The organism is Pseudomonas sp. 91RF (genome assembly GCF_003576265.1).
GTDB lineage: Bacteria > Pseudomonadota > Gammaproteobacteria > Pseudomonadales > Pseudomonadaceae > Aquipseudomonas > Aquipseudomonas kribbensis.
This window is the reverse complement of the sequence record NZ_QWFC01000020.1, coordinates 133243-157635: the sequence shown is the minus strand read 5'-3', so window position 1 is coordinate 157635 and position 24393 is coordinate 133243. Positions and strand designations below refer to the sequence as shown.

The 24393-nt window shown below is 60.9% G+C and carries 20 protein-coding genes; 6 read left to right on the top strand and 14 right to left on the bottom strand.

The genetic code is table 11. From position 1 onward, the window contains the following. Window positions 1–82: 82 nt before the first annotated feature. Window positions 83–1498 carry a cytosine permease gene (locus tag DXT77_RS09060; protein WP_119427393.1) on the top strand — a complete coding sequence of 472 codons (1416 nt, stop codon included), beginning with the start codon at window positions 83–85 and terminating at the stop codon, window positions 1496–1498. Window positions 1499–1597: 99 nt separating this feature from the next. Next, window positions 1598–2221: a glutathione S-transferase family protein gene (locus tag DXT77_RS09055; RefSeq protein WP_119427392.1), complete on the top strand. Its 624-nt coding sequence runs from the start codon at window positions 1598–1600 to the stop codon at window positions 2219–2221. A gap of 71 nt (window positions 2222–2292) precedes the next feature. Here DXT77_RS09055 and DXT77_RS09050 read toward each other — a convergent pair whose 3' ends face one another. The 4 genes from DXT77_RS09050 to DXT77_RS09035 all read right to left on the bottom strand — a co-directional run bounded on the left by DXT77_RS09050 (window position 2293) and on the right by DXT77_RS09035 (window position 4827). Beyond that, window positions 2293–2721 (bottom strand): molybdopterin-binding protein, encoded by a 429-nt coding sequence (locus DXT77_RS09050; protein WP_119427391.1) that lies wholly within the window; start codon window positions 2719–2721, stop codon window positions 2293–2295. Between the two features lie 96 nt (window positions 2722–2817). After that, on the bottom strand, window positions 2818–3171 hold the full coding sequence (locus DXT77_RS09045; protein ID WP_119427390.1) for a gamma-glutamylcyclotransferase family protein: 354 nt from the start codon (window positions 3169–3171) through the stop codon (window positions 2818–2820). A gap of 23 nt (window positions 3172–3194) precedes the next feature. Continuing rightward, window positions 3195–3857: a M24 family metallopeptidase gene (locus tag DXT77_RS09040; RefSeq protein WP_119427389.1), complete on the bottom strand. Its 663-nt coding sequence runs from the start codon at window positions 3855–3857 to the stop codon at window positions 3195–3197. Window positions 3858–3945: 88 nt separating this feature from the next. Next, on the bottom strand, window positions 3946–4827 hold the full coding sequence (locus tag DXT77_RS09035) for a LysR family transcriptional regulator (protein WP_085711607.1): 882 nt from the start codon (window positions 4825–4827) through the stop codon (window positions 3946–3948). A 103-nt stretch (window positions 4828–4930) separates the two neighbouring features. Between DXT77_RS09035 and DXT77_RS09030 the strand changes: the two genes are divergently transcribed. Next, window positions 4931–6322, top strand: a complete 1392-nt coding sequence (locus tag DXT77_RS09030; protein WP_119427388.1) for an aldehyde dehydrogenase family protein — start codon at window positions 4931–4933, stop codon at window positions 6320–6322. 98 nt (window positions 6323–6420) lie between these two features. Here DXT77_RS09030 and DXT77_RS09025 read toward each other — a convergent pair whose 3' ends face one another. Together DXT77_RS09025 and DXT77_RS09020 are read right to left on the bottom strand one after the other, a co-directional pair. Further along, window positions 6421–7953, bottom strand: coding sequence for an MFS transporter (locus DXT77_RS09025; RefSeq protein WP_119427387.1), 1533 nt, complete (start codon window positions 7951–7953; stop codon window positions 6421–6423). 71 nt (window positions 7954–8024) lie between these two features. Next, on the bottom strand, window positions 8025–8855 hold the full coding sequence (locus tag DXT77_RS09020; protein WP_119427386.1) for an oxidoreductase: 831 nt from the start codon (window positions 8853–8855) through the stop codon (window positions 8025–8027). Between the two features lie 130 nt (window positions 8856–8985). Here DXT77_RS09020 and DXT77_RS09015 point away from each other — a divergent pair, with 130 nt between their 5' ends. Continuing rightward, window positions 8986–9891 (top strand): LysR family transcriptional regulator, encoded by a 906-nt coding sequence (locus DXT77_RS09015; protein ID WP_085711376.1) that lies wholly within the window; start codon window positions 8986–8988, stop codon window positions 9889–9891. Here the strand turns inward: DXT77_RS09015 and DXT77_RS09010 are convergent, their stop codons facing one another. Both DXT77_RS09010 and DXT77_RS09005 read right to left on the bottom strand, forming a co-directional pair. After that, window positions 9892–11061, bottom strand: a complete 1170-nt coding sequence (locus tag DXT77_RS09010; RefSeq protein ID WP_119427385.1) for a DUF1624 domain-containing protein — start codon at window positions 11059–11061, stop codon at window positions 9892–9894. Window positions 11062–11166: 105 nt separating this feature from the next. Next, the gene (locus DXT77_RS09005) at window positions 11167–14196 is read right to left on the bottom strand and encodes an FAD-binding and (Fe-S)-binding domain-containing protein (protein WP_119427384.1); all 3030 of its coding nucleotides are present in this window, start codon (window positions 14194–14196) and stop codon (window positions 11167–11169) included. Window positions 14197–14355: 159 nt separating this feature from the next. Between DXT77_RS09005 and DXT77_RS09000 the strand changes: the two genes are divergently transcribed. Further along, window positions 14356–15240, top strand: coding sequence for a LysR substrate-binding domain-containing protein (locus tag DXT77_RS09000; RefSeq protein ID WP_119427383.1), 885 nt, complete (start codon window positions 14356–14358; stop codon window positions 15238–15240). A gap of 187 nt (window positions 15241–15427) precedes the next feature. Here DXT77_RS09000 and DXT77_RS08995 read toward each other — a convergent pair whose 3' ends face one another. The 6 genes from DXT77_RS08995 to DXT77_RS08970 form a co-directional block, all read right to left on the bottom strand. Next, complete coding sequence (locus tag DXT77_RS08995; protein WP_119427382.1) at window positions 15428–16033, bottom strand: DUF6338 family protein; 606 nt, start codon at window positions 16031–16033, stop codon at window positions 15428–15430. Between the two features lie 123 nt (window positions 16034–16156). Further along, window positions 16157–17770 carry a GMC family oxidoreductase gene (locus DXT77_RS08990; protein ID WP_119427381.1) on the bottom strand — a complete coding sequence of 538 codons (1614 nt, stop codon included), beginning with the start codon at window positions 17768–17770 and terminating at the stop codon, window positions 16157–16159. A 60-nt stretch (window positions 17771–17830) separates the two neighbouring features. Then, window positions 17831–19048, bottom strand: coding sequence for a mandelate racemase/muconate lactonizing enzyme family protein (locus DXT77_RS08985; protein ID WP_085731929.1), 1218 nt, complete (start codon window positions 19046–19048; stop codon window positions 17831–17833). Window position 19049: 1 nt separating this feature from the next. Continuing rightward, window positions 19050–20369, bottom strand: coding sequence for a nitrate/nitrite transporter (locus DXT77_RS08980; RefSeq protein ID WP_119427380.1), 1320 nt, complete (start codon window positions 20367–20369; stop codon window positions 19050–19052). Between the two features lie 82 nt (window positions 20370–20451). Continuing rightward, window positions 20452–21876, bottom strand: a complete 1425-nt coding sequence (gene aldA, locus DXT77_RS08975) for an aldehyde dehydrogenase (protein ID WP_119427405.1) — start codon at window positions 21874–21876, stop codon at window positions 20452–20454. Between the two features lie 107 nt (window positions 21877–21983). After that, window positions 21984–22916, bottom strand: coding sequence for a LysR substrate-binding domain-containing protein (locus tag DXT77_RS08970; protein WP_119427379.1), 933 nt, complete (start codon window positions 22914–22916; stop codon window positions 21984–21986). A 184-nt stretch (window positions 22917–23100) separates the two neighbouring features. On the opposite strand from DXT77_RS08970, the gene DXT77_RS08965 reads away from it, so the two are divergent. Next, window positions 23101–24279 carry a hypothetical protein gene (locus DXT77_RS08965; protein ID WP_119427378.1) on the top strand — a complete coding sequence of 393 codons (1179 nt, stop codon included), beginning with the start codon at window positions 23101–23103 and terminating at the stop codon, window positions 24277–24279. The last annotated feature ends 114 nt before the right edge of the window (window positions 24280–24393 follow it).

Below are 24393 nucleotides of genomic sequence, written 5' to 3'. Positions count from 1 at the left end.
TCAACCCCAACAAGAAATGCGCCGTCCGTGCCGGCGCTCACTGAAGTACGTCCACGTACTCGTCCTTGCCTTGGAGTTCGTCATGGCCACCTCTGCAACAACGTCCGCACCGCTCATTGAGAAACACACGATCGGCTATGTGCCGCCCGAAGATCGCCACGGAAAGGTTCGGGATCTGTTCACCCTCTGGTTCGGCGGCAACATCGCGCCGCTGCCCATCGTCACCGGCGCCCTCGGCGTGCAGTTGTTTCACCTGAATCTGGTGTGGGGCATCGTCGCCATTCTGGTCGGCCATCTGGTCGGCGGTGTACTGATGGCGCTGCATTCGGCGCAAGGCCCGCAGATGGGCATCCCGCAGATGATCCAGAGCCGCGCACAGTTCGGCTCCCTCGGCGCGCTGCTGGTGGTGTTTATTGCCGGCGTGATGTACATCGGTTTCTTCGCCTCCAACATCGTGCTCGCCGGCAAGTCCCTGCATGGCGTGGTCGACAGCGTTCCGGTGCCAGTCGGCATCGTCATCGGCGCGCTGGGTTCGGGGATCATCGGCATCATCGGTTACCGCTTCATCCACGTACTCAACCGCATCGGCACCTGGGTGCTGGGAATCGGGATTGTGGTCGGCTTCGGCTACATCCTGACTCACGTGCAGACGGCTGACTTCCTCACCCGTGGCGGCTTCAACCTTTCGGGCTGGCTCGCCACCGTGTCGCTGGCGGCGTTGTGGCAGATTGCGTTTGCGCCGTATGTGTCGGATTACTCGCGCTATCTGCCGGCCAATGTGCCGGTGGCCGCGACGTTCTGGACCACTTACCTTGGCTCCGCACTGGGCTCCAGCCTGTCGTTCATCTTCGGTGCGGTCGCCGTGCTGGCAACGCCGGTGGGCATGGACACCATGGACGCGGTGAAACTCGCCACCGGCTCGATCGGCCCGTTGATGCTGGTGCTGTTCCTGCTCAGCGTGATCAGCCACAACGCCCTCAACCTCTATGGCGCGGTACTGTCGCTGATCACCCTGGTGCAGACGTTCGCCTACCGCTGGATTCCGACCGCCAAGAGCCGCGCGGTGATTTCGCTGATCGTGCTGCTGGCCTGCTGCTTCGCTGCGGTGGGTGCGTCGTCGGACTTCATCGGCCACTTCGTCGACATGGTGCTGGTGCTGCTGGTGGTGTTGGTGCCGTGGACGGCGATCAACCTGATCGACTTCTACGCCATCCATAAAGGTCAGTACGACATCGCCTCGATCTTTCAGGTCGATGGCGGCATCTACGGCCGCTACAACCCGCAGGCCTTGCTGGCGTATGCGATAGGCATCGTGGTGCAGATTCCGTTCATGAATACGCCGTTGTACGTCGGCCCGGTGTCGGCGCACATCAACGGTGCGGACCTTTCCTGGCTGGTGGGGTTGCTGGTGACGTCGCCGCTGTATTTCTGGCTGGCCAGTCGTGACAGTGCTTATCGCCGGCGGCTGATGACCGGGAAACTGGCGGGCAGTCTCTGAAGTTAACGAGCTGAACAAACAAGGCCCGCGATGTGCGGGCCTTCTGCATTGCGTTGTGCTATTTCTTGACGCTCGACCTCAACCGGAGATGGAATTCCAATGCTGCGAATTCTGGGCAAAGCCTCATCGATCAATGTGCGCAAAGTGCTGTGGACCTGTGCTGAATTGAACCTTTCCTACGAGCGCGAGGACTGGGGCTCAGGTTTTCAATCGACGCTGACGCCGGAGTTCCTCGCACTCAATCCCTGCGCAATGGTGCCGGTGATTCAGGACGATGACTTCACGCTGTGGGAATCGAACTCGATCATTCGCTATCTGGCGTCGCGCTATAGCGGCGAACAGCTTTACCCGAGCGAGTCGCGCGCCCGCGCACGGGTAGATCAATGGATCGACTGGCAGGCGTCGGAGCTGAACAAGTCCTGGTCTTACGCGTTCATGTCGCTGGTGCGCCAGTCACCCGCGCATCAGGACAGCCTTGCTCTTGCGGCCGGTTGCCGGGAGTGGGCAAGGCATATGGAGATCCTCGACCGACAGTTGCAAAAGACCGGTGCCTATGTCAGCGGCGAGCAGTTTTCCCTCGCAGACATTCCTCTCGGCCTGTCGGTGAATCGCTGGTTCGAGACACCGCTGGAACATCCATATCTACCGGCGGTGAGCGCTTATTACGAACGCCTGAGCCAGCGGCCCGGCTATCGGTTGCATGGGCGCAACGGCACGCCTTGATTGGCGGCCAATAAAAATGCCCGGTTCGGCAAACCACCGAACCGGGCATTTTTATCGAGTCACGCGTTTGATCAGGCCGGCACACCCAGAATGATGTGCGAAGCCTTGATCACCGCCGTGGCGCTGACGCCAGCCGCCAGGCCCAGTTCGTTCACCGCGTCGCGGGTCACGATCGAATAGACCTTCGAACCGCCGGCCAGCTCGATCACCACTTCGGCGTTGACGGCGCCATCGGTCACGCTCAACACCTTGCCTTCAAGGCAGTTGCGAGCGGACAGGCGAATGCCTTCGGACTCGGTCATCAGCATCACCCAAGGCGCCTTGACCAGGGCGACGGCTTCCTTGCCCACCGCGATGCCCAGGCTCTTGAGGCTGGCCAAGGTCACGACCGCAACCAGCTTCTCGCCGCCCGGCAGGGTCAGGACGACTTCCGCGTTGACCGAGCCTTCCTGAACCTGGCTGACTTGGCCTTTGAATACATTGCGGGCACTGACTTTCATGATGGACGTCCTTTTGTTGACTTTGTGGTTAGGAAACGGCCTGCATAATCTGAGCAAGCGCTATGTAGTTACAACTACAGCGCTGCACTTTCGGGGTCACGCTTGCACATAGACCCAAGCATCGACTCCTGACTTTAGCAGCACGCTGACGCGCTTGTAGTCCGCCACTTCGTATTCATCTGCCGCTGCCAGCTCCTGCGCCGTGATCTCGAACACCGTGCCGGCAATCTCGTCTGCCGGGTTGCCGCTCGCCTGCACGATGGGGTGATGAGTCTTGCCACTGGTGGCGAGCACCGCCGGATCGGTGATTTCGACCATTTCCTGTCGGTAACCCGGCAGGCTGTCGGCGCGGCCGTGCAGTTCGCGACCGAAGCTGGAGAGCTGAACCGCGCGGTCCTGCAACGTGCCGTAAGAGAACAGCAGCACCGTCGGCCCTGTTGACGTCGTCATGAGGTTTCCTTGAGCAAAAAGTGTCAGATCAACAGGTCTTCATAGAAGGCGCCGTAGGGAAGCTCAGGGTGTTCGATCTGGATTTCCAGAATCCACACACCGGCATTCGGCGCCTGATCGAAGTCACCTAGATTGCCACCCCGATATATTGCATGAGGAAAATCGCTGACCCGGTGGCCCTTGATGTCCAGGTTCAACTTCCAGCCCATGGCCTCGGCCTGATCGGTGGCGTAGCGATACAGTTCGACACCGGTTACGCCCTTGCGCCAGAAGGCTTCGACCTTGTCGAAGAGTTCCTTGGAGGCTGCCGCACAGGCAATCATCTGCGGATCGGAACCGGTGACAAACGTCGCCCCGGCATCGCCTTCATGGCCTTCCCAGACCACGCCCATGTCGATGAAGAAAATGTCTTCCTCACCCAGGACCGGGTCGCCTTCGGAGCGCTCCTTGAAGGTCTTCAGCGTGTTGGCGCCAAAGCGGATCAGCAGCGGATGCCAGATCCGGTCCATGCCCAATTCGACGAGAATTTCCTTGCCACGTGCATGGGCTTCGGATTCGCGCATGCCGGGTTTGATCACCTTGGCGATCTCGTCCACGGCCTTCCAGGTCAACTGCTGGGCGTGGCGCATGGTCTCCAGCACAAAACGCTCACCTACTGCTTCTTTACCGCTCAGGGCTGTGGTCATCGCTGATTCCTTCTGGCTAATCGCTTGCGCTGTATAGTTTTTTATATTGCGAAACTGGACGCCTAAGATACAACCATGACACAAAGTGTCAATTCTCTTCTGCACGCACCACGCCTCGCTCCTCAAGCAAGCGCACAAACATGCTCAGACTGCGCGACACCGTGCCCCGGCGCCACACCAGCCAGGTCGTCAGATAGCGGAAATCCGCCGCCAGCGGCCAGACACTCACCGTCGCGCAACCCGGCATGCTCTGCAGCATGCTGCGCGGCATCAACGCCAGACCGGCGCCCGCGCTGACGCAGGCGAGCATGCCATGATAGGACTCCATTTCGAAGATCTTGCCGGGCACCGCCGCGTCGGTGCTGAACCATTTTTCGAAATGATGGCGATAGGAGCAGTTCGAGCGGAACGCATAGATGTTCTCGCCATTCACATCCGCGGCGCGCTTGATCGGCCCGTGATGGAGCGGCGAGATGATGACCATTTCCTCTTCGAACGCCGGAATGCCTTCGAGCGCCGGGTGCAAGACCGGGCCGTCGACGAACGCGGCCGCCAGGCGCCCGGAGAGCACCCCGTCGATCATCGTCCCGGAGGGCCCGGTCGACAGGTCCAGATCGACCTTGGGATGTTGCTGGTTATAGGTCGCCAGCAAACCGGGAATCCTCACCGCAGCGGTACTTTCCAGCGAGCCCAGCGGGAATGCACCTTGCGGTTCCTCGCCGGCCACTGTGGCGCGCGCCTCTTGCACCAGGTCGAGAATCCGCCGCGCGTACTCCAGAAAACTCCAGCCGGCGGGTGACAGACGCAAGCGGCTTTTCTCGCGGATGAACAGGTCGACGCCCAGATCTTCCTCCAGCTGCTTGATGCGCGTCGTCAGATTCGACGGCACGCGATGGATCTGCGCCGCCGCGGCGCTGATGCTGCCGTGCTCGGCAACGGCCTTGAAGATTTCCAGTTGCACCAGATCCACAGTCATTCTCCAATCGTGAAAGAAACGCTCTTTATTATTCAGTTTCCAGAAATCAAACGCCACCCTACTCTGAGCGCATCCACTGACCTCGCAGGACGATGCCATGAGCCCGATTTCCAGCCAGACCCACGCCATCTCGATCAACCCCGCCACCGGCGAGCAGATCGGTCACTACGCCTTCGAATCCGCCGAGGCCATCGATGCCGCGCTGACCCGCGCCGCGTTCGGTTTCGGCAAATGGAAACGCAAGCCGCTGCAGGACCGCTCCCGCGCCCTGACCGCGCTGGCCGGCGCCCTGCGTGACAGCAGCGAAGCCATGGCGACCATGATCACCCGGGAAATGGGCAAGCCGATCGCCCAGGCCCGAGGCGAAATCGAGAAATGCGCCAAGCTCTGCGAGTGGTACGCCGAACACGGCCCGGCCATGCTCAACGCCGAAGCAACGTTGGTCGAAGGCGGCAAGGCGCGCATTGAATACCGTCCGCTGGGGCCGATCCTCGCCGTGATGCCGTGGAACTTCCCGATCTGGCAGGTGCTGCGCGGTGCAGTCCCGGCGCTGATCGCCGGCAACACCTACGTGCTCAAGCATGCGCCTAACGTGATGGGCAGCGCCTACCTGCTGCGTGACGCCTTCACTCGCGCCGGTTTTGCCGATGGCGTGTTTGAAGTGATCAACGTGACCCCGGAAGGTGTGTCCAGCGCCATCACTGACCCGCGCATTGCCGCCGTGACCCTGACCGGCAGCGTCCGCGCCGGCATGGCCATCGGCGCACAGGCCGGTGCTGCACTGAAGAAATGCGTGCTGGAGCTGGGCGGTTCCGATCCTTTCATCGTACTCAACGACGCCGATATCGACGAAGCCGTGCAAGCGGCAGTGATCGGTCGTTACCAGAACTCCGGCCAGGTCTGCGCCGCCGCCAAACGTCTGATCATCGAAGAAGGCGTGGTCGAAGAGTTCACCCGCAAATTCGTCGAAGCCACCCGCCAGTTGAAGATGGGCGATCCGTTGGCTGCCGAGAACTACATCGGCCCGATGGCTCGCTTCGATCTGCGTGACGAGCTGGATCAACAAGTGCGCGACACCCTCGAAGAAGGTGCCACCCTGCTGCTCGGCGGCGGCAAGGTTGAGGGCGCAGGCAACTACTATGAGCCGACCGTGCTGGCCGACGTCACCGACCGCATGACTTCGTTCAAGCAGGAACTGTTCGGCCCGGTGGCCTCGATCATCACCGCCCGCGATTGCGCCCACGCCGTGGCCCTGGCCAACGACAGTGAGTTCGGTCTGACCGCCACGATCTACACCGCCAATGTCGCCCTGGCCCAGCAACTGACCAGCGAACTGGAAACCGGGGGCGTGTTCATCAACGGCTACTCCGCCAGCGATCCGCGTGTGACCTTCGGCGGCGTGAAGAAAAGCGGTTTTGGTCGTGAGCTGTCGCACTTCGGTGTACGCGAGTTCTGCAATGCGCAGACCGTGTGGCTGGATCGCAAATAATCCGTTCACCTCACCCAGTGGGAGCCAGCCTGCTGGCGATAGGGATGGCACATTCAAAATATGTGTCGCCCCCATCGCCAGCAGGCTGGCTCCCACATTTACGCGGCCGCTCGTTGTGATTCCGGTAGCGTCCGATCTTTGCTTAACAATCCCAAAACCACGGCCGCCGACGCCAACGTGATGATCGTCAGGATGTGCAGCAGATACTGGAACGCCGAAGCGTAACCTTGCACCAGACGTTCATTGGCCAACCCTGGAATCGTGTTGATTGCGTGCGCCATGTCGCCTGTCGTCACCCGGTGCGCAGTCTCGGCAATCAGCGCTGCATCGGCACCAGCCACTACCGTTTGCAGATCGGTGTGCAGCAGCGAGGCAAGCATCGCCGCGACACTGGCAAGCGCAATCCCCTCACCCGCCACCCGCACCGTGTTGAAGATCCCGGCCGCCATGCCGGCGCGCTCTTTCGGCACCACGCTGACCGACAGCCCGTCCATCAAGCCCCACGGCAAACCTGCGCCGATCCCGATCAACACCATCGGCATCACCAACGCGAACTTCGGCTCGCCGACGTTGTACAGGCTCAGCCAGTGCAACCCTACAGCCGCAATCAGGAAGCCTACGCCGGACAGGATGCCGGCCGAGACAAACCGAGTCATGGACGCCGCAAGCATCGGCACCACCAGCATCGGCGCCGACAGCGCCAGCAACAGCAGGCCGGCGTCAATTTCACTCAAGCCTTCGACGCCGATAAACCGCAGCGGCAGCATGACCACCAGCACGATGTAGCAAAAGCAGGTGCCAATCGGCAGCATCTGTACCCCGATGAAGCGCGGAAAGCGGAACAGCGTCAGATCGAGCATCGGACGTTTGACGCGCATTTCGATGAAGACGAACAGCGCCAGCAACAACGCCGAAGCGCCCAACAAACCGATCACCAACGGACTTCCCCAACCGCTTTCAGGGGCCTGAATCACACCGAACGTGAACAGCGCCAGCATCAAACTGAAGGTCACGGTGCCTGGCCAGTCGAGACCGGTGGCGTCGGGGTCGCGGGTTTCACGCATGCGCGGCAGGCCGAACACCATTGCGATCACTCCGATCAGCGCCGTGAAAACAAAGATCGCACGCCAGTTGAACGCCTCGATCAACGCGCCTGCCACCAACGGCCCGAACGCCAGACCAATGCCAAACGTGGTGCCAAGCATGCTGTAGGCACGAGTACGCGCATGGCCTTCGAATTCCTGCGCCAGCGCTGCCGAACCACTGGCCAGCGCCGCCGCCCCGGCCACGCCCTGAATCGCCCGAAGCACATCCAGCCAGAACACTGAAGGCGCCAGACTCTGGGCAATCGACGCCCCGGTAAACAGCAGCATGCCGCCGGTAAACAAGCGTTTACGCCCATAAACGTCAGCCAACGCCCCCGCCGCCATCAGCAAACTGCCGAACGACAACATGAATGCGTTGGTGATCCAGGTCAGCGCCACAGGGCTGCCACCCAGGTCACGGCCGATGGCCGGCGTCGCCACCGCGCCATCGGTAAAACTTAACGGAAGGACCAGTGCCGACAGGCAAATGGCTGCGAGGATCAGCAGTTTGTCGCGGGCGCCATGGTATTGGGAGACGGTTTTCATGATTTCATCCAATGAAAAATCAGGCTGCGATCAACAGAGCGCAGCCTGTGATGGCTTCAACGGGGGTTGTGTCAGTCCTTGAAATCCGTGGACAACGCAAGCTCATTCCACTGCGCCAGTTCCTGCGCCACCAGGCGGTTCTTCGCCTCGATTCGCGCAATGGTGTCGCTGCCCAGCGCCAACCGTTGCGGCGGGTTCGGCGCATTGACCAGCGCCAGCATGGCTTCGGCAAACTTCACCGGATCGCCTGGCTGCGCATGGTTGGCGGCTTCGGCGAAGGTGCGCATCTTGCCCACGGTTTCGTCGTAGTCCGGCAATACCAGTGCAGTCTTGACCAGCGATTGTTCGTCGAGGAAATCCGTGCGGAAAAAGCCCGGTTCGACCACCGTGACCTGAATGCCCAGCGGCGCCAATTCCTGATGCAGCGCTTCGCTGATGCCTTCCACCGCGAACTTGGTCGAGCCGTAGACACCCCAACCCATGTAAGCCTGATAGCCACCGATGGACGAGATGTTGATCACCCGCCCGCTGCGCCGGGCGCGCATGTGCGGCAGCACGGCGCGCGTAACATTGAGCAGTCCGAAGACGTTGGTGGCGAACAGGCGCTCGGTTTCGCTGGCGCTGGTTTCTTCCACCGCCCCCAGCACGCCGAAGCCGGCATTGTTGATCAGCACATCGATGCGGCCGAAACGCTTGACCCCCTCTGCCACCGCTTGATGGGCCTCGTCTTCACGGGTGACGTCCAGACGCAGCGCCATCAGGTTCGGGTGCTCGCCGAGACGATCCGTGATGTCCTGCGGTTTGCGCGCGGTGGCAATCACCGCATCGCCGGCACGCAGGGCGTGTTCTGCGATGAGGGTGCCAAAACCACGGGAAGCTCCGGTAATCAGCCAGGTACGCATAGCATCTCCTCCTGTCGGTGACCCTGGCGTTATTGCCGGGCCTTCTCGATGAGTTGATGCGACTTTAAAGCCGTGTTACTGATGCGATAATCCCAACAAAATTACATGGCTTTGTGAAAGGTGCTCATCAATGAAAAATCCGTCCACCGCGGATCTGTCGATCTTTCTGAGCATCGCGCAGCACCTGAATTTCAGTCGTGCAGCAGTGGATCTGGGCCTGACACCTTCGGCACTGAGTCACTCTTTGCGGGCTCTGGAAAACCGCCTCGGCGTGCGCCTGTTCAATCGCACCACCCGCAGCGTGGCCCTGACCGAGGCCGGCGAACGGCTTTACGCGCGGCTGAAACCAGCGTTTCGCGATATCGAAGATGCGCTTGAAGACCTCAACCATTTCCGCGACAAACCCTCGGGCAATCTGCGCATCACCTCCGGGCGCCAGGCGTGCGAACTGGTGCTGCTGCCGATTGCCAGCGAGTTCCTGCAGGCCTACCCGGACATTCGTCTGGAAGTGGTCGAAAGCGATGCGCTGCTGGATATCGTCGCCGCCGGATTCGATGCCGGCGTACGCTTCGGCAATCGGCTGGAGGCCGACATGGTGTCGTTACCCATCGGGCCGAACCTGCGCTCAGTGGTGGTCGGTTCGCCAGCATTTTTCCAACGCCATCCCGCGCCTCAGAAACCTGAAGACCTGCATGCCCTGCCCTGCATCCGCCATCGGTTCCCGAGCGGTTCGATGTACCGCTGGGAATTCGAACGTGGTGGCATTGAACAGGAAATCGAAGTCAACGGCCCGCTGACGCTGGGCGATGTGAGCCTGATGGTCGGCCCGGCGTTGCAAGGCCTGGGACTGGCCTATGTGTTTGAAGACATGGTCAGCGAACACCTCGCGGCCGGGCGGCTTGTGCAGGTGTTGGCGGACTGGTGCCCGTACTATCCCGGGCTGCACCTGTATTACCCGAGCCGACGCCATGTACCGGCGCCGCTCAAGGCTTTCATCGACTTTGCCCGCAATGTTCGCGACGGCAAAACCGGGTAGTTACAGGTACTTCAACCAGGTGATATCGCGACGCCGGGCTTTTAGTGCGGAGAACCATCGCACGGCCGGGAACAACGCGACCGCCAGCACCATTGCCGCCAGCCACACCGCCGCCACAGACGAGAAGCCGAAATAACTGCCCTGATTGAGCCCGACCAACGCCACGCCGATCAGATACAGCACCTTCAGTGCATACAGATGCAGCAGATAGAAAAACATCGGCGCCGAACCGAACACCGTCAGCCAGCGAATCCAGCTTCGCCCCTGCGAGCGCTCGAACACCAGCAACAGCAGCAGACCGATGCTCACCATCAGCGTGATGAACAACAGCGACGGCGGGTATTTGGTGATGTTGAAAAAACTCATCAGGGTTTGCAGGCTGCTGTCATTGATCGACCACGGTTTTTCGCCGTAGCCGTTGACCAGCCGCAGCGCCACGAAACCCAGCAGCCCGGCGATGCCACCGATCAACAAGCGGCGCTGGCGCACACCTGAATCGGCCGCGCGAGCGAACCACGGCCCCAGCGAATAACCCAGACCGATCACACCGATCCACGGCAGCAACGGGTACGAGGTGCGCAGGCGCAAGGTCTCGCCCGCCTCGATCCAGCCCCGGTCATGCAGGATTGCCCAAGGCACGTGCAGCGCCGATTCCGTTCCGAAATGCACACCATCGAGCAGATTGTGCCCGGCGATGATCGCCAGGCTCAGCATCAACAACAGCCAGCGTGGCAGCCAGACCAGCAGCGACAGCGCGATCATGCTCAGGCCGATGGCCCAGATCACTTGCAGGTAGATCACGGTCGGCGGCCACTGGAACGTCCAGGCGAAATTCACCAAGGTGAATTCGAGCGCGACCAGGAACAAGCCACGCTTGAGCAGAAAGGCACTGACATCGGCCTTGCCGTCGTACTTCTCCCCGAACAGCCACGCCGACAAACCGGTCAGCAACACGAACACCGGTGCGCACAGATGCGCCAGGGTGCGGCTGAAAAACAGCGCCGGCTCGGTGCTGGCGATGTCCATCGGATCGGACACCTGACGGTGCAGCAGAAAGGTTTCGCGCACGTGATCCAGCAACATGAACAGAATGACCAGGCCACGCAGCGCATCAATGGACAACAGCCGGCCAGTCGCCGGCGGGACGTTTCGGGGAACGGCAAGGGTCATGAAGGGTTCGCAATCGAGTGAAGAGTTCGACCGGGCCGCATGAAAACGGCCCGAACATTTGCGTTACCTTATAACACGAAAAATCGTTTCAATTGCCAACGGTTCTCAAGCAGAACGCAGCCTTTCAAGCAGCACCTGCAACGGATGACGCACCGTCCGGTCGGCCTGGCGCTTGACCTGACTGCGGCACGAATAGCCGGTCGCCAACGCTTCGCCCCGCTCTGCCGGCGCCTCGATCTGCTTCGCCCAGGACTGCTCGTAAATCACCGCCGAGGTTTCGCGATTGCGCGCTTCGTGACCGTAGGTGCCGGACATCCCGCAGCAACCGGTGGCCTGGGTCGTCAGCTTCAAACCGACACGTTCGAACACCTGCTCCCATTGCCGGGTCGCGGCGGGCGCGTTGGTTTTTTCGGTGCAGTGCGCCAGCAGACGGAAGGTTTCCTCGCGACGCTGATCGAGTTGCTCCGGCATGACCTTGAGCAGCCACTCCTGCACCAGCGCCACCTCCGGGCATTTCTCCATCCCCGGCACTTTCAGATATTCCTGGCGATAAACCAGCGTCATCGCCGGATCGAGCCCCACCAGCGGCACACCGATCTCGGCCAGTGCGCGCAGTTGCCCGGCATTGCGCAACGCCGCGCGATTGAACGCCGACAGGAAGCCCTGCACATGCAGCGGCTTGCCGTTGGCGCTGAACGGTGCCAGATAAACCTGATAGCCCAGTCGCGAAATCAGCTCGATCAGATCCGCCAGCAATGGCGCCTCGAAATACCGGGTGAACGCATCCTGCACCAGCACCACGCTGCGCTCGCGTTGTGCTTGAGTCAGCGTCGAAAGCACCTCGACCGACGCCGGCTGAACCTGCCAACGGCGCATCGCGGCGTGGAAATCGAACCGGCTGAGCAACGGCACATCGACCATGCCGCCGAGACGCTCGATCAAGCGACGGCTGAACGAGGCGCCCATCAAACCGTTGTAGAGAAACGGAATCCGCGCCATGTACGGAATCGTGTACTCCAGCGAGGCAATCAGGTAATCCCGCGCCGGCCGCAGGTAACGGGTGTGGTACAGCTCGAGAAACCGCGAACGGAAGTCCGGCACGTTGACCTTCACCGGACACTGCCCCGCACAGGACTTGCACGCCAGGCAGCCGGCCATGGCGTCGTACACCTCATGGGAGAAATCCTTTTCCTGGGTGCGGCTGTTGCGCCAGCGCTGCAACAATGTGCTGAAAAACGGCGGGCGGCGACTGGCATCGGACAACACATCGACACCTGCTTCGCCCTGTAACCGCAGCCATTCGCGAATCAGCGAGGCGCGGCCTTTTGGTGATTGCGCACGCTGGCGAGTGGCTTTCCACGACGGGCACATCGCATCGTCGGGATCGAAGCTGTAGCAGGCGCCGTTGCCGTTGCAGTGCATGGCCGCGCCGTAGTCCTGCCAGACTTTCTCGTCGATCTGCCGATCGAGTTCGCCGCGCAGGGTCACTTCGTCGATCTTCAGTAGTGCAGCGCCAGGAATATTCGGTGTGGCGATCTTGCCCGGATTGAACTGGTTGAACGGATCGAACGCCGCCTTCAAGGCTTGCAGCGCCGGGTACAGCTCACCGAAGAAGGCCGGCGCGTATTCCGAGCGCAGGCCTTTGCCGTGCTCGCCCCACAGCAGGCCACCGTAACGCTGGGTCAGCGTGGCGACGCCGTCCGAAACAGGGCGCACCAGTGCGGCTTGTTGCGGGTCTTTCATGTCGAGAATCGGCCGCACGTGCAGCACGCCGGCATCGACGTGGCCGAACATGCCGTATTGCAGATTGTGGCTGTCGAGCAGGTCGCGCAGTTCGGCGATGTATTCGGCCAGGTGTTGCGGCGGCACGGCGGTGTCTTCGACAAAGGGCTGCGGCCGCGCTTCACCGGCGACGTTGCCGAGCAAGCCCACCGCGCGTTTGCGCATGCCATAAACGCGGTTCACCGCTGCATGACCGACGGCCAGCGTATGGCCCAGTCGCTCGACCGTGGCATCGGTGCCCAGGTGTCGGACGAAAGCCTCGACCCGGCCTTGCAGCCCCTCGGGATCGTCGCCACAGAACTCCACCAGGTTGATCCCCAGCGTCGGTCGTTCGGCGCTTTCCGGGAAGTATTCAGCGACGCCATGCCAGACGATGTCCTGCATCGCCAGCAACAACACTTTGGAGTCGACGGTTTCAATCGACAGCGGCTTGAGTGCCATCAACGCCCGGGCATCGCGCAACGCGTCCATGAAACCGGCGTAACGAATGTTCACCAGCATGGTGTGCTTGGGGATTGGCAACACGTTGAGCTTGGCCTCGACCACAAACCCCAGCGAACCTTCGGCGCCGCACAGCACGCTGTTGAGGTTGAAACGGTTGTCGGCCTCGCGCAGGTGCGCCAGGTCGTAGCCGGTCAGGCAGCGGTTGAGGTCAGGGAAGGTTTCCCGGATCAACTCGCCCTGCTCATCGATGATCTGCCGCGCGCAGCGATACACCTCGCCAGCCCGGCCCTCGCGGGCGCATTCCGCCGCCAGTTCGCTTTCTTCCAGTGGGCGGCCGTGCAAGCGCTCACCACCGCGCAGGACCATGCGCAGTTCCAGCACGTGGTCGCGGGTCTTGCCGTAGGTGCAACTGCCCTGGCCGCTGGCATCGGTGTTGATCATGCCGCCGACGGTGGCGCGGTTCGACGTCGACAGCTCCGGAGCGAAAAACAGCCCGGCGGATTTCAGAGCGGCGTTCAGTTGATCCTTCACCACACCGGCCTGCACCCGCACCCAACGCTGTTCAACGTTGATTTCGAGAATGCGGTTCATGTGCCGCGACAGGTCGACGACGATGCCGTCGGTCAACGACTGACCGTTGGTGCCGGTACCACCACCGCGAGGGGTGATTACCACGTTTTGATAAGCCGGTTCGGCGATCAGGCGCGCGAGCAGCGCCACGTCATCGGCATCGCGCGGGAACACCGCCGCTTGCGGCAAGCGCTGATAGATCGAGTTGTCAGTGGCCAGCACCACGCGGCTGGCGTAGTCGGCACTGATTTCGCCGCGAAAACCGCCGGTTTCAAGGGCTTTGAGAAACTGTTGGTAGTCGGTGTTCAGCGTGGTGGAAGGCGACAGCTGGGCAATCATCGGGCGTGCAATCTCGGTCAAAAACGGGCCGTGCGGCGGTGAACAGTTGTGCGCAAGGAATGATTGCGTCACGCTCCCGCCATCTCATAGGCCTTATATTCATTACAGAGCGATGTCGGGACAACCGTAAAATCGACCTGCAATCCATGACTAAAACGAATGAATCCGCGAACTCTTACTCCCTCGATGTCGTTGCTGCTGGCGTTTGAAGCCGCCGCACGCCATGAAAGCTATACCCGCGCCGCCCACGAACTGTCGCTGACCCAGAGCGCAGTCAGTCGTCAGGTGCAGATTCTGGAAAAGATGCTCGGCATGCGCCTGTTCAGCCGCGAGGGCCGGCGGGTGATCCTCACCGATGTCGGACGCATGTACCAACGTGAACTGTCCGAAGCCCTCAGCCAGATTCGCAGCGCAACGCTGCAAGCGATGGCGTTTGGCTCGGGAATTCACAGCCTGCGCCTGGCGACCTTGCCGACCTTCGGCTCGAAATGGCTGCTGCCACGCTTGAAGGATTTCTACACCGCGCACCCCGGCATGACCGTGCACCTGCATTCACGGATCGAAGCCATCGACTTCGACACCAGTGAAATCGACGCGGCAATTTGTGTTGGCGGCGGAGACTGGCCGGGGCTGACCGCCCACCGCCTACACACCGAAGAACTGGTGGTGATCGCCAGTGCGCAGCTGTCCGATGCCGAACGTCTGGCTGCCGATAAGGACATCGCCGGGCAACTGTTGCTCAACGTCAGCAGCAATGCCCAAGCCTGGTCCGAGTGGTTCAGCCATCACGCCCTGCCCCATCGCAGCATGCGCATCGGTCCGAGCTTCGAGATGACCTCGCACCTGATCCAGGCCGTGCGCGCCAATATCGGCATCGGGCTGGTACCGAGGATTCTGGTGGAGGATGAATTGCACAGCGGTGAGCTGGTGCAACTGGGGGAACCGATCAGCAGTCGGCGCAGTTATTACCTGGTGTACCCGGCGCGCAATGAATCGTTGGCGTCATTGAAGGCGTTTCGGGATTGGTTGGTGCAGACGCTCTGAGTTGATTTACCGATGCTCGGGTGGGCGGAGGCAACCCGGGGGCGAATAATCGCCCCCTGCATTGGCTAACGCTTCAGCGGTGGCGGTGCCTTTGGGCCCTTGATCAATGGTTGATCCAGCAACTTCCCGTCAGGTCCGACGAATAGGCGTTCCAAATGTTTCGGCATTGGTTGCGGTGCTCTGGCAGTCATGATGATTCCTCTGATGCTGGGCTGAACTCAACCCACTTAACCTTTGCGGAATCTATCAGCAAAAATTCGGCACCAATAGGATCCAATTTGCCATCGTCATTGAGCCAGCGTGGAAACTTCATCAAAAACTGACCAGTGTTCGACTCCGGTGGCCACTCGACTGGCCAGCCTAGAACGCGCCTTTCATCCTCCAGATGAAGGGTGACGAATCGGTCAAATTGAGCGAAAGCGCAGAACCATTCACTGGGATAGGAAGATTGTTTCGTTACGTTTCTGCTGCGCAACCACCTATGCAATTTGCCATTGGTGGCCAGACAACAAGCGATCAACCCAAGTAGCAACGAAGCAGAAAATGCCCAGCACGCTTCAGCCTTGGCATCCCACTTTCCTACGGAAAATCCCTTCTCTCCCACCCACACACAAACCGCCCCGATCCCCAACACCATCCCGTGAATCACAAACGTAAAAATCAACGCCTGCACAATCTGCCCGAACGTATCCGGCCGCTTGAACGCCGTCAGGGTGTAGAAAATCCAGGTCGAGACAAAACCCGGGATCAGATACTGCAACAGCGGAATCACCTCTTTCACCAGATCATCCATGATCGGTCGCTCCCTGCATCAAAAAATCAGTCCTCCAGAAACAGCAATGCCGGCCCGTAATGGGCCGGCATTCAAAGCCTAGTGCTCACGGGAAAAACGCCCGAGATCAACTGTCACCGGGCATTACGCGTCCAGCAGAATCAGGTCCGCGCCCTTCTCCGCCACCATCAGCACCGCCGCATGGGTGTTGCCCGACGTCACGTTGGGGAAGATCGACGCATCGACGATCCGCAAGCCCTCAAGGCCATGCACCTTGAGGCGCTTGTCGACCACCGAAGTCTGCTCATCCGCACCCATCGCGCAGGAACCGCACAGGTGATAGATCGAGCCGCAGTTGTCACGGAAGTACTGCAGCATCTGCTCGTCGCTTTCCACTGCCGGTCCCGGCAGGACCTCATCAACCGTAATGCCCCTCAATGAAGGAGCCCCCATGATCTTGCGCATCAGGCGACTGCCCTGGATGACCTCGTCGATGTCCTTCTGCGTGCTCAGGTAGTTCGGGTCGATCAACGCGGCATCGCGAGGATTCTTCGAAGCAATCTCGATGTGCCCGCGACTGGTCGGGCGGCACGGGTTGAAGCACAGCAGGAAGCCTGAATACGGCTCGGGCTTCAGGCTGGCCTTGTTGTTTTTCGGAATCTGGTACGACAGCGGGTTGAAATACAACTGCAGGTTCGGATGACTCTGCTCCGAATTGCCCCGGAAGAATCCGCCAGCCTGGTTGACGCTCATCGCCAGCGCACCCTTGCGCGTCAGCAGGTATTTCACGCCGAGTTTGAACTGGCCGAACAGCGAGCTGAGCTCGTCGTTCAGGGTCGGAATATTGGCCTTGTAGTAGTAACTGACGCACAGGTGATCCTGCAGGTTCTGCCCCACCGCCGGCAGGTGTTTCACCAGCGGAATCTGATGTTTCGCCAGCAAGGCACGATCCGCCACGCCGGACAGTTGCAGGATCTTCGGCGTATCAACGGCGCCTGCGCACAGAATCACTTCCTTGCGTGCCGTGAAGGTCCGCACCACGCCATGCTGGGTGATGGAAATGCCGGTGGCGCGCTGTTGGCTTTCATCGAACAGGACACGGTCGACCAGCGCGTAATGCTCGACCGTCAGGTTCGGCCGGCTCAGTGCCGGGTGCAGATGGGCGAAGCTGCTGGAGCTGCGCTGGCCATTGCGGGTGTTGACGTCGTAGATGCCCGCACCTTCGAATTTCGGCCCGTTGAAATCGTCGCTGCGCGGGTAACCGAGTTCATCGCAACCCTTGAGGAACACGTCGCAGATCGGGTGGGTCTGGCCGGCCATCGGGGTGATGCTGATCGGGCCGCTGCCGCCGTGGTATTCGCTGTCGCCCAGCGGGTGGTTTTCCAGTTTGCGGAAGTACGGCAGCACATCCTTGAAGCCCCAGCCCTCGTTGCCGTTGGCCGCCCAGTCGTTGAAATCATGGGCCTGACCACGCACGTAGATCATCGCGTTGATCGAGCCCGAACCGCCCTGGACCTTGCCGCGCGGGGCGTAGATTTCGCGATTGCCCAACTGCTTCTGCGGCTGGCTGTAGTACATCCAGTTGAAGGTCGGGTTGTAATACATTTTGGCGAAGCCGACCGGGATCTTGAACCACAGGGAACTGTCCTTGCCGCCCGCTTCCAGCAGCAGCACCGTGTGTTGGCCCGAGGCCGAGAGCCGATTGGCCAGGACGCAGCCAGCGGCGCCTGCGCCAGCGATGATGTAGTCGTATGTCATGCACGGTTACCGCGTAAGTCTTTTTATCGAACCCGCCCGTTGCCGGGCGGGGAAATCCCGTCAGCCCTTGGCCGGCGATGTGTCTTTGACGTCGGCCGGAGTCGGGGCCATTTGCAGGTGCAGGCGTTCGCCGGTGTACGGCGAATGCTTGCGCACCACGTCCATGTTCAGCTCCACGCCCAGGCCCGGCTCGGTGGACGGGATGATGTAGCCGTCCTCCCACTGCAACGGCTTTTTCAGGACCTCGGCATGGAAGCCGCCCCAGGTCTCGATGCTTTCCTGGATCAGGAAGTTCGGCGTGCAGGCCGCGAGCTGGAAACTCGCCGCCGCGCCAATCGGCCCGTTGTACAGATGCGGGGCGATTTGCGCGTAATAGGCTTCGGCCATGCTGGCGATCTTCTTGCCTTCGAGCAGGCCGCCGCAGCGCGCCACGTTCATCTGCAGAATCGACGCACCGCCGGCCTGCAACAGCTTGAAGAACTCGTACTTGGTGGTCAGGCGCTCGCCGGTGGCAATCGGAATGCTGGTCTTGGCCGCGACTTGCGCCATGGCCTCTTCCTGGCCCGGCGGTACCGGCTCTTCGAACCACAGCGGGTCGTATTTCTCCAGGCGCTTGGCCAGGCGAATCGCCGAGGACGGCACCATTTGCCCGTGAGTGCCGAACAGCAGGTCGCACTTGTTGCCCACCGCTTCGCGGATCTTGCGGCAGAAGGTTTCGCAGCGTTCCAGCACTTCCAGGGAGATCTGGTGCCCGGAGTACGCGGTGTACGGCCCGGCCGGGTCGAACTTCACGGCGGTGAAGCCCTTGTTCATGTTGTCGATGGCGCATTCGGCGGCCAGATCCGGGTCGTCGTAGTCGTACTCGCCACGGCTGTTGACCGGGTACAGGTAGGTGTAGGAACGCAGGCGTTCGTGAACCTTGCCGCCGAGCAATTCGTAGACCGGCTTGTTCGCGGCCTTGCCGATGATGTCCCAGCAGGCCATTTCCAGGCCGCTGACCACGCCCATCATGGTCAGGTCGGGACGCTGGGTGAAACCGCTCGAATAGGCCTGGCGGAAGAAGCGTTCGATGTGGTGCGGATCCTGATTCAGCAGGTAGCGTTCGAACACGTCTTCGATGATCGGCAGCATGGCTTTGGGGCCGAAGGTCGCGGCGTAGATCTCGCCGACGCCTTCGATACCGCAGTCGGTCTTGAGCTTGACGAACAGCCAGTACATGCCGCCGATGTGCGGTGGCGGTACGGCGACGATATGGGTTTCAAGGGCGACGATTTTCATCTCAGACACCTGCTTTATTCAAAGATTTACGATTGATCCGGGCACGCAGGGTCACGGCAGCCAGAGTGCCGATCAGACCGATAGTGGCGATGTAGCCGAAATAGAGCTTGTAGCCGAGGGCGCCGGGGAAATGTTCAGTGAGGTAGCCGTTGATCAACGGGATAAACGCATCCGGCATGTAACCGACTACCGAGACGATGCCGATGGCCAGTCCGGTGATGCGCAGCGGAATGTTGCAGCTGTCGAGGATCGCCCAGTACAGACCGCGAATCGCGTAGGTCATCAGGCCGATGAAAATCACTGTCGCAATCAGCAGTCCCATGCTGTTGAGCGCCGGGAAAACGATCAGGCCGACGATCGCCAGACTCGCCAGCAACAGCGCAACGATCAGCACAGAGATGTTCGAAAACTTGTCCCCCAACCAGCCGCCGCCGATGCCGCCGATCGGGCGCATCCACAGTTTGATGGTGGTGATGGTGCCGGCCATGACGGCGGTCAGGCCGCTGCCTTGCAGGTAGTCCGAGAAGCTGTAGGTAGCCCAGAAGATGTGATAACCGCAGAACACAATCGCAGTGACCAGCCACAGTTCAGGGATCTTCACCAGGGTCGCCAGATCAGTGAACAGGTTGAACTTGCCCTTCTCCACTGGCGGCGTGTCCTCCATCGACTTCGGGTCCTTGATCAGCACCAGCACACAGCCGATGGCAATACAGGTGAAGGCGTAGAGGTAAACCACATGCTTAAAACCTTCGGCGGTGGACTCGCCACGGGTTTCGGTAGCAAAGGCGAACAACGCCAGCGCAACTGTCGCCAGCAGCGCTTCGACCAGCCCCCGACCGCCATCGAGAATGCCGAAGAAACGGCCCTGCTCGGTGTGATGGGCAATCATCTTCACGCGCTTGAGCACCGAGGCCCAGAACGTCAGGCCGGTGGTCAGCCCCCAGCAACCGAAGATGATCATCAACCCGGTCATCGAAGGCGCGGTCGAATACCACAGGCCCAGCGCGCCGGTTGCCACCAGCGAAAAGAAGATCAGGAAACGCGGCGCGATACGGTCGGCCAGCCAGCCGCTCGGCAAGTAGCTGAGCAGGAAAATCGTCCCAAGCATCGAGTACAGATAACCCAGCTCGCTGTGGCTGATCTGGAACACCTCGAGCATGGTGGTCTGGTAGACCTGGCGCAGGTACAGAATCGGATAGATCGCACCGGCGGCGAGTACCAGCAACATCAGTTGGAAATAGCGACTTCCCTTGTCGCTGCGGCTTTTCAAAGCCGAATCGGAACCCTGAACAGCGGCAGCAGAGGATGCATGCTTGGACATTGAAGTGACCTCGGGCGACCCGTGCTCCGGGCGCCCCTGATAATTGTTTTTATAGGTGTAGCGTGAGGCGTGATGCGGTGGATCAGTACTTCATGACCACAAGACGGGTCTGGGTGAATTCGAGCATGCCGTGCTTGCCGTCATCGCCGCCCAGGCCCGAGCGTTTCCAGCCGGCGTGGTAGCCCTGGTACGGATCGGCCGGGGTGCGATTGACGTACAACTCGCCGGCTTCGATGGCATTGGCGACTTTCTGCGCGGTGCGGTAGTTCTCGGTGTACAGCACCGACGACAGGCCGAACTGGTGGTCGTTGGCCATAGCCAGCGCTTCGTCGATGTCGAGGTACTTGAGCACCGGCAGCACCGGGCCGAAGATTTCTTCCTGGACGATTTCCATGTCCTGACGGCAGCCGCTCAACAGCGTCGGCGGGTAGAAATGCCCCGGGCCTTCCGGCAGCACACCGCCGCTTTCGAGGACGGCACCGTCAGCAATTGCGCGCTCAACCATTGCGTGAATGTTCTTCTGCGAACTGGCGTTGACCAGCGGGCCCATCAGCCTCGCGTCCGTGGCGCGGTCGCCGAACTTCACGGCGGCGATTTTCGCTTTGAGCAGCGCGAGGAAACGGTCGTAAACGCTTTCCTGCACGTAGACCCGTTCCACCGCCGTGCACAACTGGCCGCAGTGGGTGGTCTTGGAGGCGATGATTGCGCTCGCGGCCGCTTCAAGATCGGCGTCGGCCTCGATGATTGCCGGGGTCTTGCCGCCCAGTTCCAGCGACGGCTTGGCGATGTTGGCCTTGCAATAGTCGAGGACGATGCGCCCGGCATTGACGCTGCCGGTCAGGGTGATCAGGCCCACGGCTTTATGCGTGCAAACCGCTGCGGCGGTGGCGTGATCCATGGTCAGGATATTGATTACGCCGGCCGGCATGCCCGATTGCTCCACGGCTTTGGCGATTTCGAACGCCGACGTCGGGGTGTTGTTGCTCGGGCGCACCACCACGGTGTTGCCGGCAATCAGCGCCGGAGCGATTTTGCGCAGCAGGGTGTAGATCGGGTAATTGAACGGAATCAGGCACGCGACGACGCCAATCGGCTCGCGGTGCAGGAACAGGTTTTCGTCGGGGCTGTCGCTGGGAATGATCTCGCCTTCGATGCGGCGCGCCCATTCGGCGTGGTAACGGGTGATCTGCGCGGCATAACGGGCTTCGTTGCTGGCGTCGCTCAAGCTCTTGCCGGACTCGGCGGCCAGGGCGGCGCCGATGGCGTCGGCGCGATCTTCAAGGGCAGCCGCAAACGCTCGCAGGTGCTCGGCGCGTTCGATGCTGGTGAGTTTGCCCCAGGTCTTTTGCGCCTTGGCGGCGGCATCGACTGCCGCCGTGGCCTCTTCGGCAGTGGCGGCCGACACCTGGCCGATCAACGCTTCGGTGGCCGGGTTGTAGACCGCGATCAGCGCCGCGCTGGCCGGCTCGATGAAGTGGCCGTTAACAAAATTTCGCTCGACTCGCATGTGCATCGCCCATCGTTTGTTTTTATCGATGCCGCCAGTCTTGTCATCGACAGCGGGATCAACAAACGATTTATCCGGCGATCAAACATTCGAAAAATGCACGTTACTCAGAAAATCGCCTTCGAAGGCTCAAGTTGGCGCTGCGCCAGCCAGATCTCTTCCTGCAGCCACTGACCGAAGGCCTGCAATTGCGGCATCTGCGTCTGTTCCGGGCGGGTCACCAGCCAGTACGACTGGTGCCCTTCCACATGCACGTTGTGCACCTGGGTCAACTGCCCGCTGGCCAGTTCCGAGGCGACCATGTGCCAGTCGGCAATGGTGATCCCCAGACCATCGACCGCCGCCTGAATCGCCAGATCCAGCAGGTCGAATTCATAGCCGCCCTGGGTATCGACACCCGTGATGCGCGCTGCGTCGAGCCAGTGTTTCCAGGTCAGGTAGCGCTGATCCTCCCGGGCCAGCACATGCAGCAGGGTCAGGCGATTGAGGTCGATGCCCTGATCGCCGCCCTCCCGCGCATACAGGGTCGGCGCGCACACGGCGATATGCCGTTCCTGAATCAGCAGCGAACTGTCGAGCCCGTCCCACTCGCCGTCGCCAAAACGGATCGCGCAATCGAGGGTGCTGGTTTCCGCGAGACTGTCCTGCAAACGGGTGGTGATGCTCAGTTCCAGCTCCGGATGCTGCTCGCGCAGACGCCCGAGTCGCGGCATCAACCAGCGGCTGGTGAAGGTGGGCGGCGCATTGATGTGCAGGCGATTGGCATGGGTTTTCTGCTGGATGCTGCGCACGGTCAGCTCGATCTTGTCGAACGACTGATGCAGCGCCCGCAGCAGAATCTTGCCGGCACCGGTCAGTTCGAGATGGTGATGACGGCGCTCCAGCAGACTCTCGCCGAGCTGCTCTTCCAGTTGCCGCACCTGACGGCTGACCGCGCTCTGGGTGACGTTGAGCAACTCGGCGGCGCGGGTGAAGCTGCCGGTGCTGCCGGCCACTTCGAATGCTTTGAGTGCATTCAGGCCGGGCATTTTGCGTTTCATACAAGGCACTCGAAACCACTGAAAAGACGCAAAGCATCCCACGACACTGGCGAATTGTCCTACAGGATTTTCCGAGTAACATGCATTCGATGCAGGTTTCTCTGACGTTTTTATCGTTTGTTCTGCAGCGGGCGGATGGCAAAACTGCGCGGCACCTCTAATAAAAACAATCGAGAGCCGCTCCATGCCCTTCCCTGCATCTTTGCGCCTGCGCACCACCTCCATCGCTCTGTTCTGCAGCTTTGCCGCCCCGGCCATGGCGGTCCAGGTCACCGACAATCTCGACCTTGGCGGCGCCATTCGTGCCCGTTGGGATGTGGACCCCGATCGCGACATCCAGAAGTTCGGCCTCGACACGGTGTTCCTCAGCGCCAAGTACAACTCCGATTCGTGGATCGGCGAAGCACAATACCGCTTCTACGGTCGCTCCTATCCCTACCAGTACACCAAGAACTACGGCGACATCCGCTTCGCCAAGTTCGCGTGGGTCGGCTACAAGTTCAATCCCGACCAGCAAGTGCAAGTGGGCCTGAACACCGTGCCGTTCGGCTTGCAGCCGTACTTCGGCAGCACCTTCTACGAAACCCTGGGCAACGTCATCGGCCTGGAAGACGTGCAACAGATCGGCACCAAGTACATCCAGCAAAGCGGCGACTGGAACATCCAGGCCGGCTACTACCTGCGCCCGGCCTGGCAAGGCAAAGGCACCAGCAAAGGCGTGACGTATTCAAGCGTGGTGTCCGAGGCCGACAGCTACGTGGCCGACGGCAGCAACAACCAGGAACGCAACACCGTGGTACTGCGGGTCGCCAAGGCAATGGATCTGGGGCCGTGGAAATCCGAGGTCGGGATCTCCGGACTGACCTCGAGCCTCGAGAACAAAGACACCAACAACGACGGTCGGCGCAACGCCGTGGCCGTGCACTACATGGGCAAGAACGGCCCGTGGGGCGTGCAGTTGCAGGCGGCGCGGCAGCAGATGTCACCGCGCAATGCCGGCAGCGAAGAGGTGGTGACCCTCGGTGGCTACGACGGCACTTACAACGTCGCCAGTCGCGGCAATCTCTACGTGGCCGATCTGAGTTACGACGTCGGCGGCAAATACCTGTTCGATCAGATCAGCGGGATCAAGCTGTACGCCAACTACAGCGCGTTCGACAAGTCTGCCAGCGGCTTCAAGACGTCCGAACGGATGATCCTCGGCACCTCGTTCTCGGTGAGCAAGTTGTGGGTCGCGACCGAATGGCTGTTCGGCAAAAACGATCCGTACATCGGTGGCAGCAGCTACACCCAGAGCCTTGGCGCGGGTGGGCTGGATCAATGGGAGAACCAGTTGTATGTGAACGTCGGGTATTACTTCTGACGCTCGAAAAAATCGCAGCCAGGGCTGCGATTTTTTTTGCCTGCCCGTTGCGAATTCACCTTGCATCCGCTCCGTCCCGATAGTCAGATAGCCCTCACCCCAAAACAACAATAA

What these genes read in the sequence shown, in the direction of transcription:
- DXT77_RS09060 (WP_119427393.1), top strand. Translation starts at nt 83, where the DNA reads ATGGCCACCTCTGCAACAACGTCCGCACCGCTCATTGAGAAACACACG.
- DXT77_RS09055 (WP_119427392.1), top strand. Translation starts at nt 1,598, where the DNA reads ATGCTGCGAATTCTGGGCAAAGCCTCATCGATCAATGTGCGCAAAGTG.
- DXT77_RS09050 (WP_119427391.1), bottom strand. Translation starts at nt 2,721, where the DNA reads ATGAAAGTCAGTGCCCGCAATGTATTCAAAGGCCAAGTCAGCCAGGTT.
- DXT77_RS09045 (WP_119427390.1), bottom strand. Translation starts at nt 3,171, where the DNA reads ATGACGACGTCAACAGGGCCGACGGTGCTGCTGTTCTCTTACGGCACG.
- DXT77_RS09040 (WP_119427389.1), bottom strand. Translation starts at nt 3,857, where the DNA reads ATGACCACAGCCCTGAGCGGTAAAGAAGCAGTAGGTGAGCGTTTTGTG.
- DXT77_RS09030 (WP_119427388.1), top strand. Translation starts at nt 4,931, where the DNA reads ATGAGCCCGATTTCCAGCCAGACCCACGCCATCTCGATCAACCCCGCC.
- DXT77_RS09025 (WP_119427387.1), bottom strand. Translation starts at nt 7,953, where the DNA reads ATGAAAACCGTCTCCCAATACCATGGCGCCCGCGACAAACTGCTGATC.
- DXT77_RS09020 (WP_119427386.1), bottom strand. Translation starts at nt 8,855, where the DNA reads ATGCGTACCTGGCTGATTACCGGAGCTTCCCGTGGTTTTGGCACCCTC.
- DXT77_RS09015 (WP_085711376.1), top strand. Translation starts at nt 8,986, where the DNA reads ATGAAAAATCCGTCCACCGCGGATCTGTCGATCTTTCTGAGCATCGCG.
- DXT77_RS09010 (WP_119427385.1), bottom strand. Translation starts at nt 11,061, where the DNA reads ATGACCCTTGCCGTTCCCCGAAACGTCCCGCCGGCGACTGGCCGGCTG.
- DXT77_RS09005 (WP_119427384.1), bottom strand. Translation starts at nt 14,196, where the DNA reads ATGATTGCCCAGCTGTCGCCTTCCACCACGCTGAACACCGACTACCAA.
- DXT77_RS09000 (WP_119427383.1), top strand. Translation starts at nt 14,356, where the DNA reads ATGAATCCGCGAACTCTTACTCCCTCGATGTCGTTGCTGCTGGCGTTT.
- DXT77_RS08995 (WP_119427382.1), bottom strand. Translation starts at nt 16,033, where the DNA reads ATGGATGATCTGGTGAAAGAGGTGATTCCGCTGTTGCAGTATCTGATC.
- DXT77_RS08990 (WP_119427381.1), bottom strand. Translation starts at nt 17,770, where the DNA reads ATGACATACGACTACATCATCGCTGGCGCAGGCGCCGCTGGCTGCGTC.
- DXT77_RS08985 (WP_085731929.1), bottom strand. Translation starts at nt 19,048, where the DNA reads ATGAAAATCGTCGCCCTTGAAACCCATATCGTCGCCGTACCGCCACCG.
- DXT77_RS08980 (WP_119427380.1), bottom strand. Translation starts at nt 20,369, where the DNA reads ATGTCCAAGCATGCATCCTCTGCTGCCGCTGTTCAGGGTTCCGATTCG.
- aldA (WP_119427405.1), bottom strand. Translation starts at nt 21,876, where the DNA reads ATGCGAGTCGAGCGAAATTTTGTTAACGGCCACTTCATCGAGCCGGCC.
- DXT77_RS08970 (WP_119427379.1), bottom strand. Translation starts at nt 22,916, where the DNA reads ATGAAACGCAAAATGCCCGGCCTGAATGCACTCAAAGCATTCGAAGTG.
- DXT77_RS08965 (WP_119427378.1), top strand. Translation starts at nt 23,101, where the DNA reads ATGCCCTTCCCTGCATCTTTGCGCCTGCGCACCACCTCCATCGCTCTG.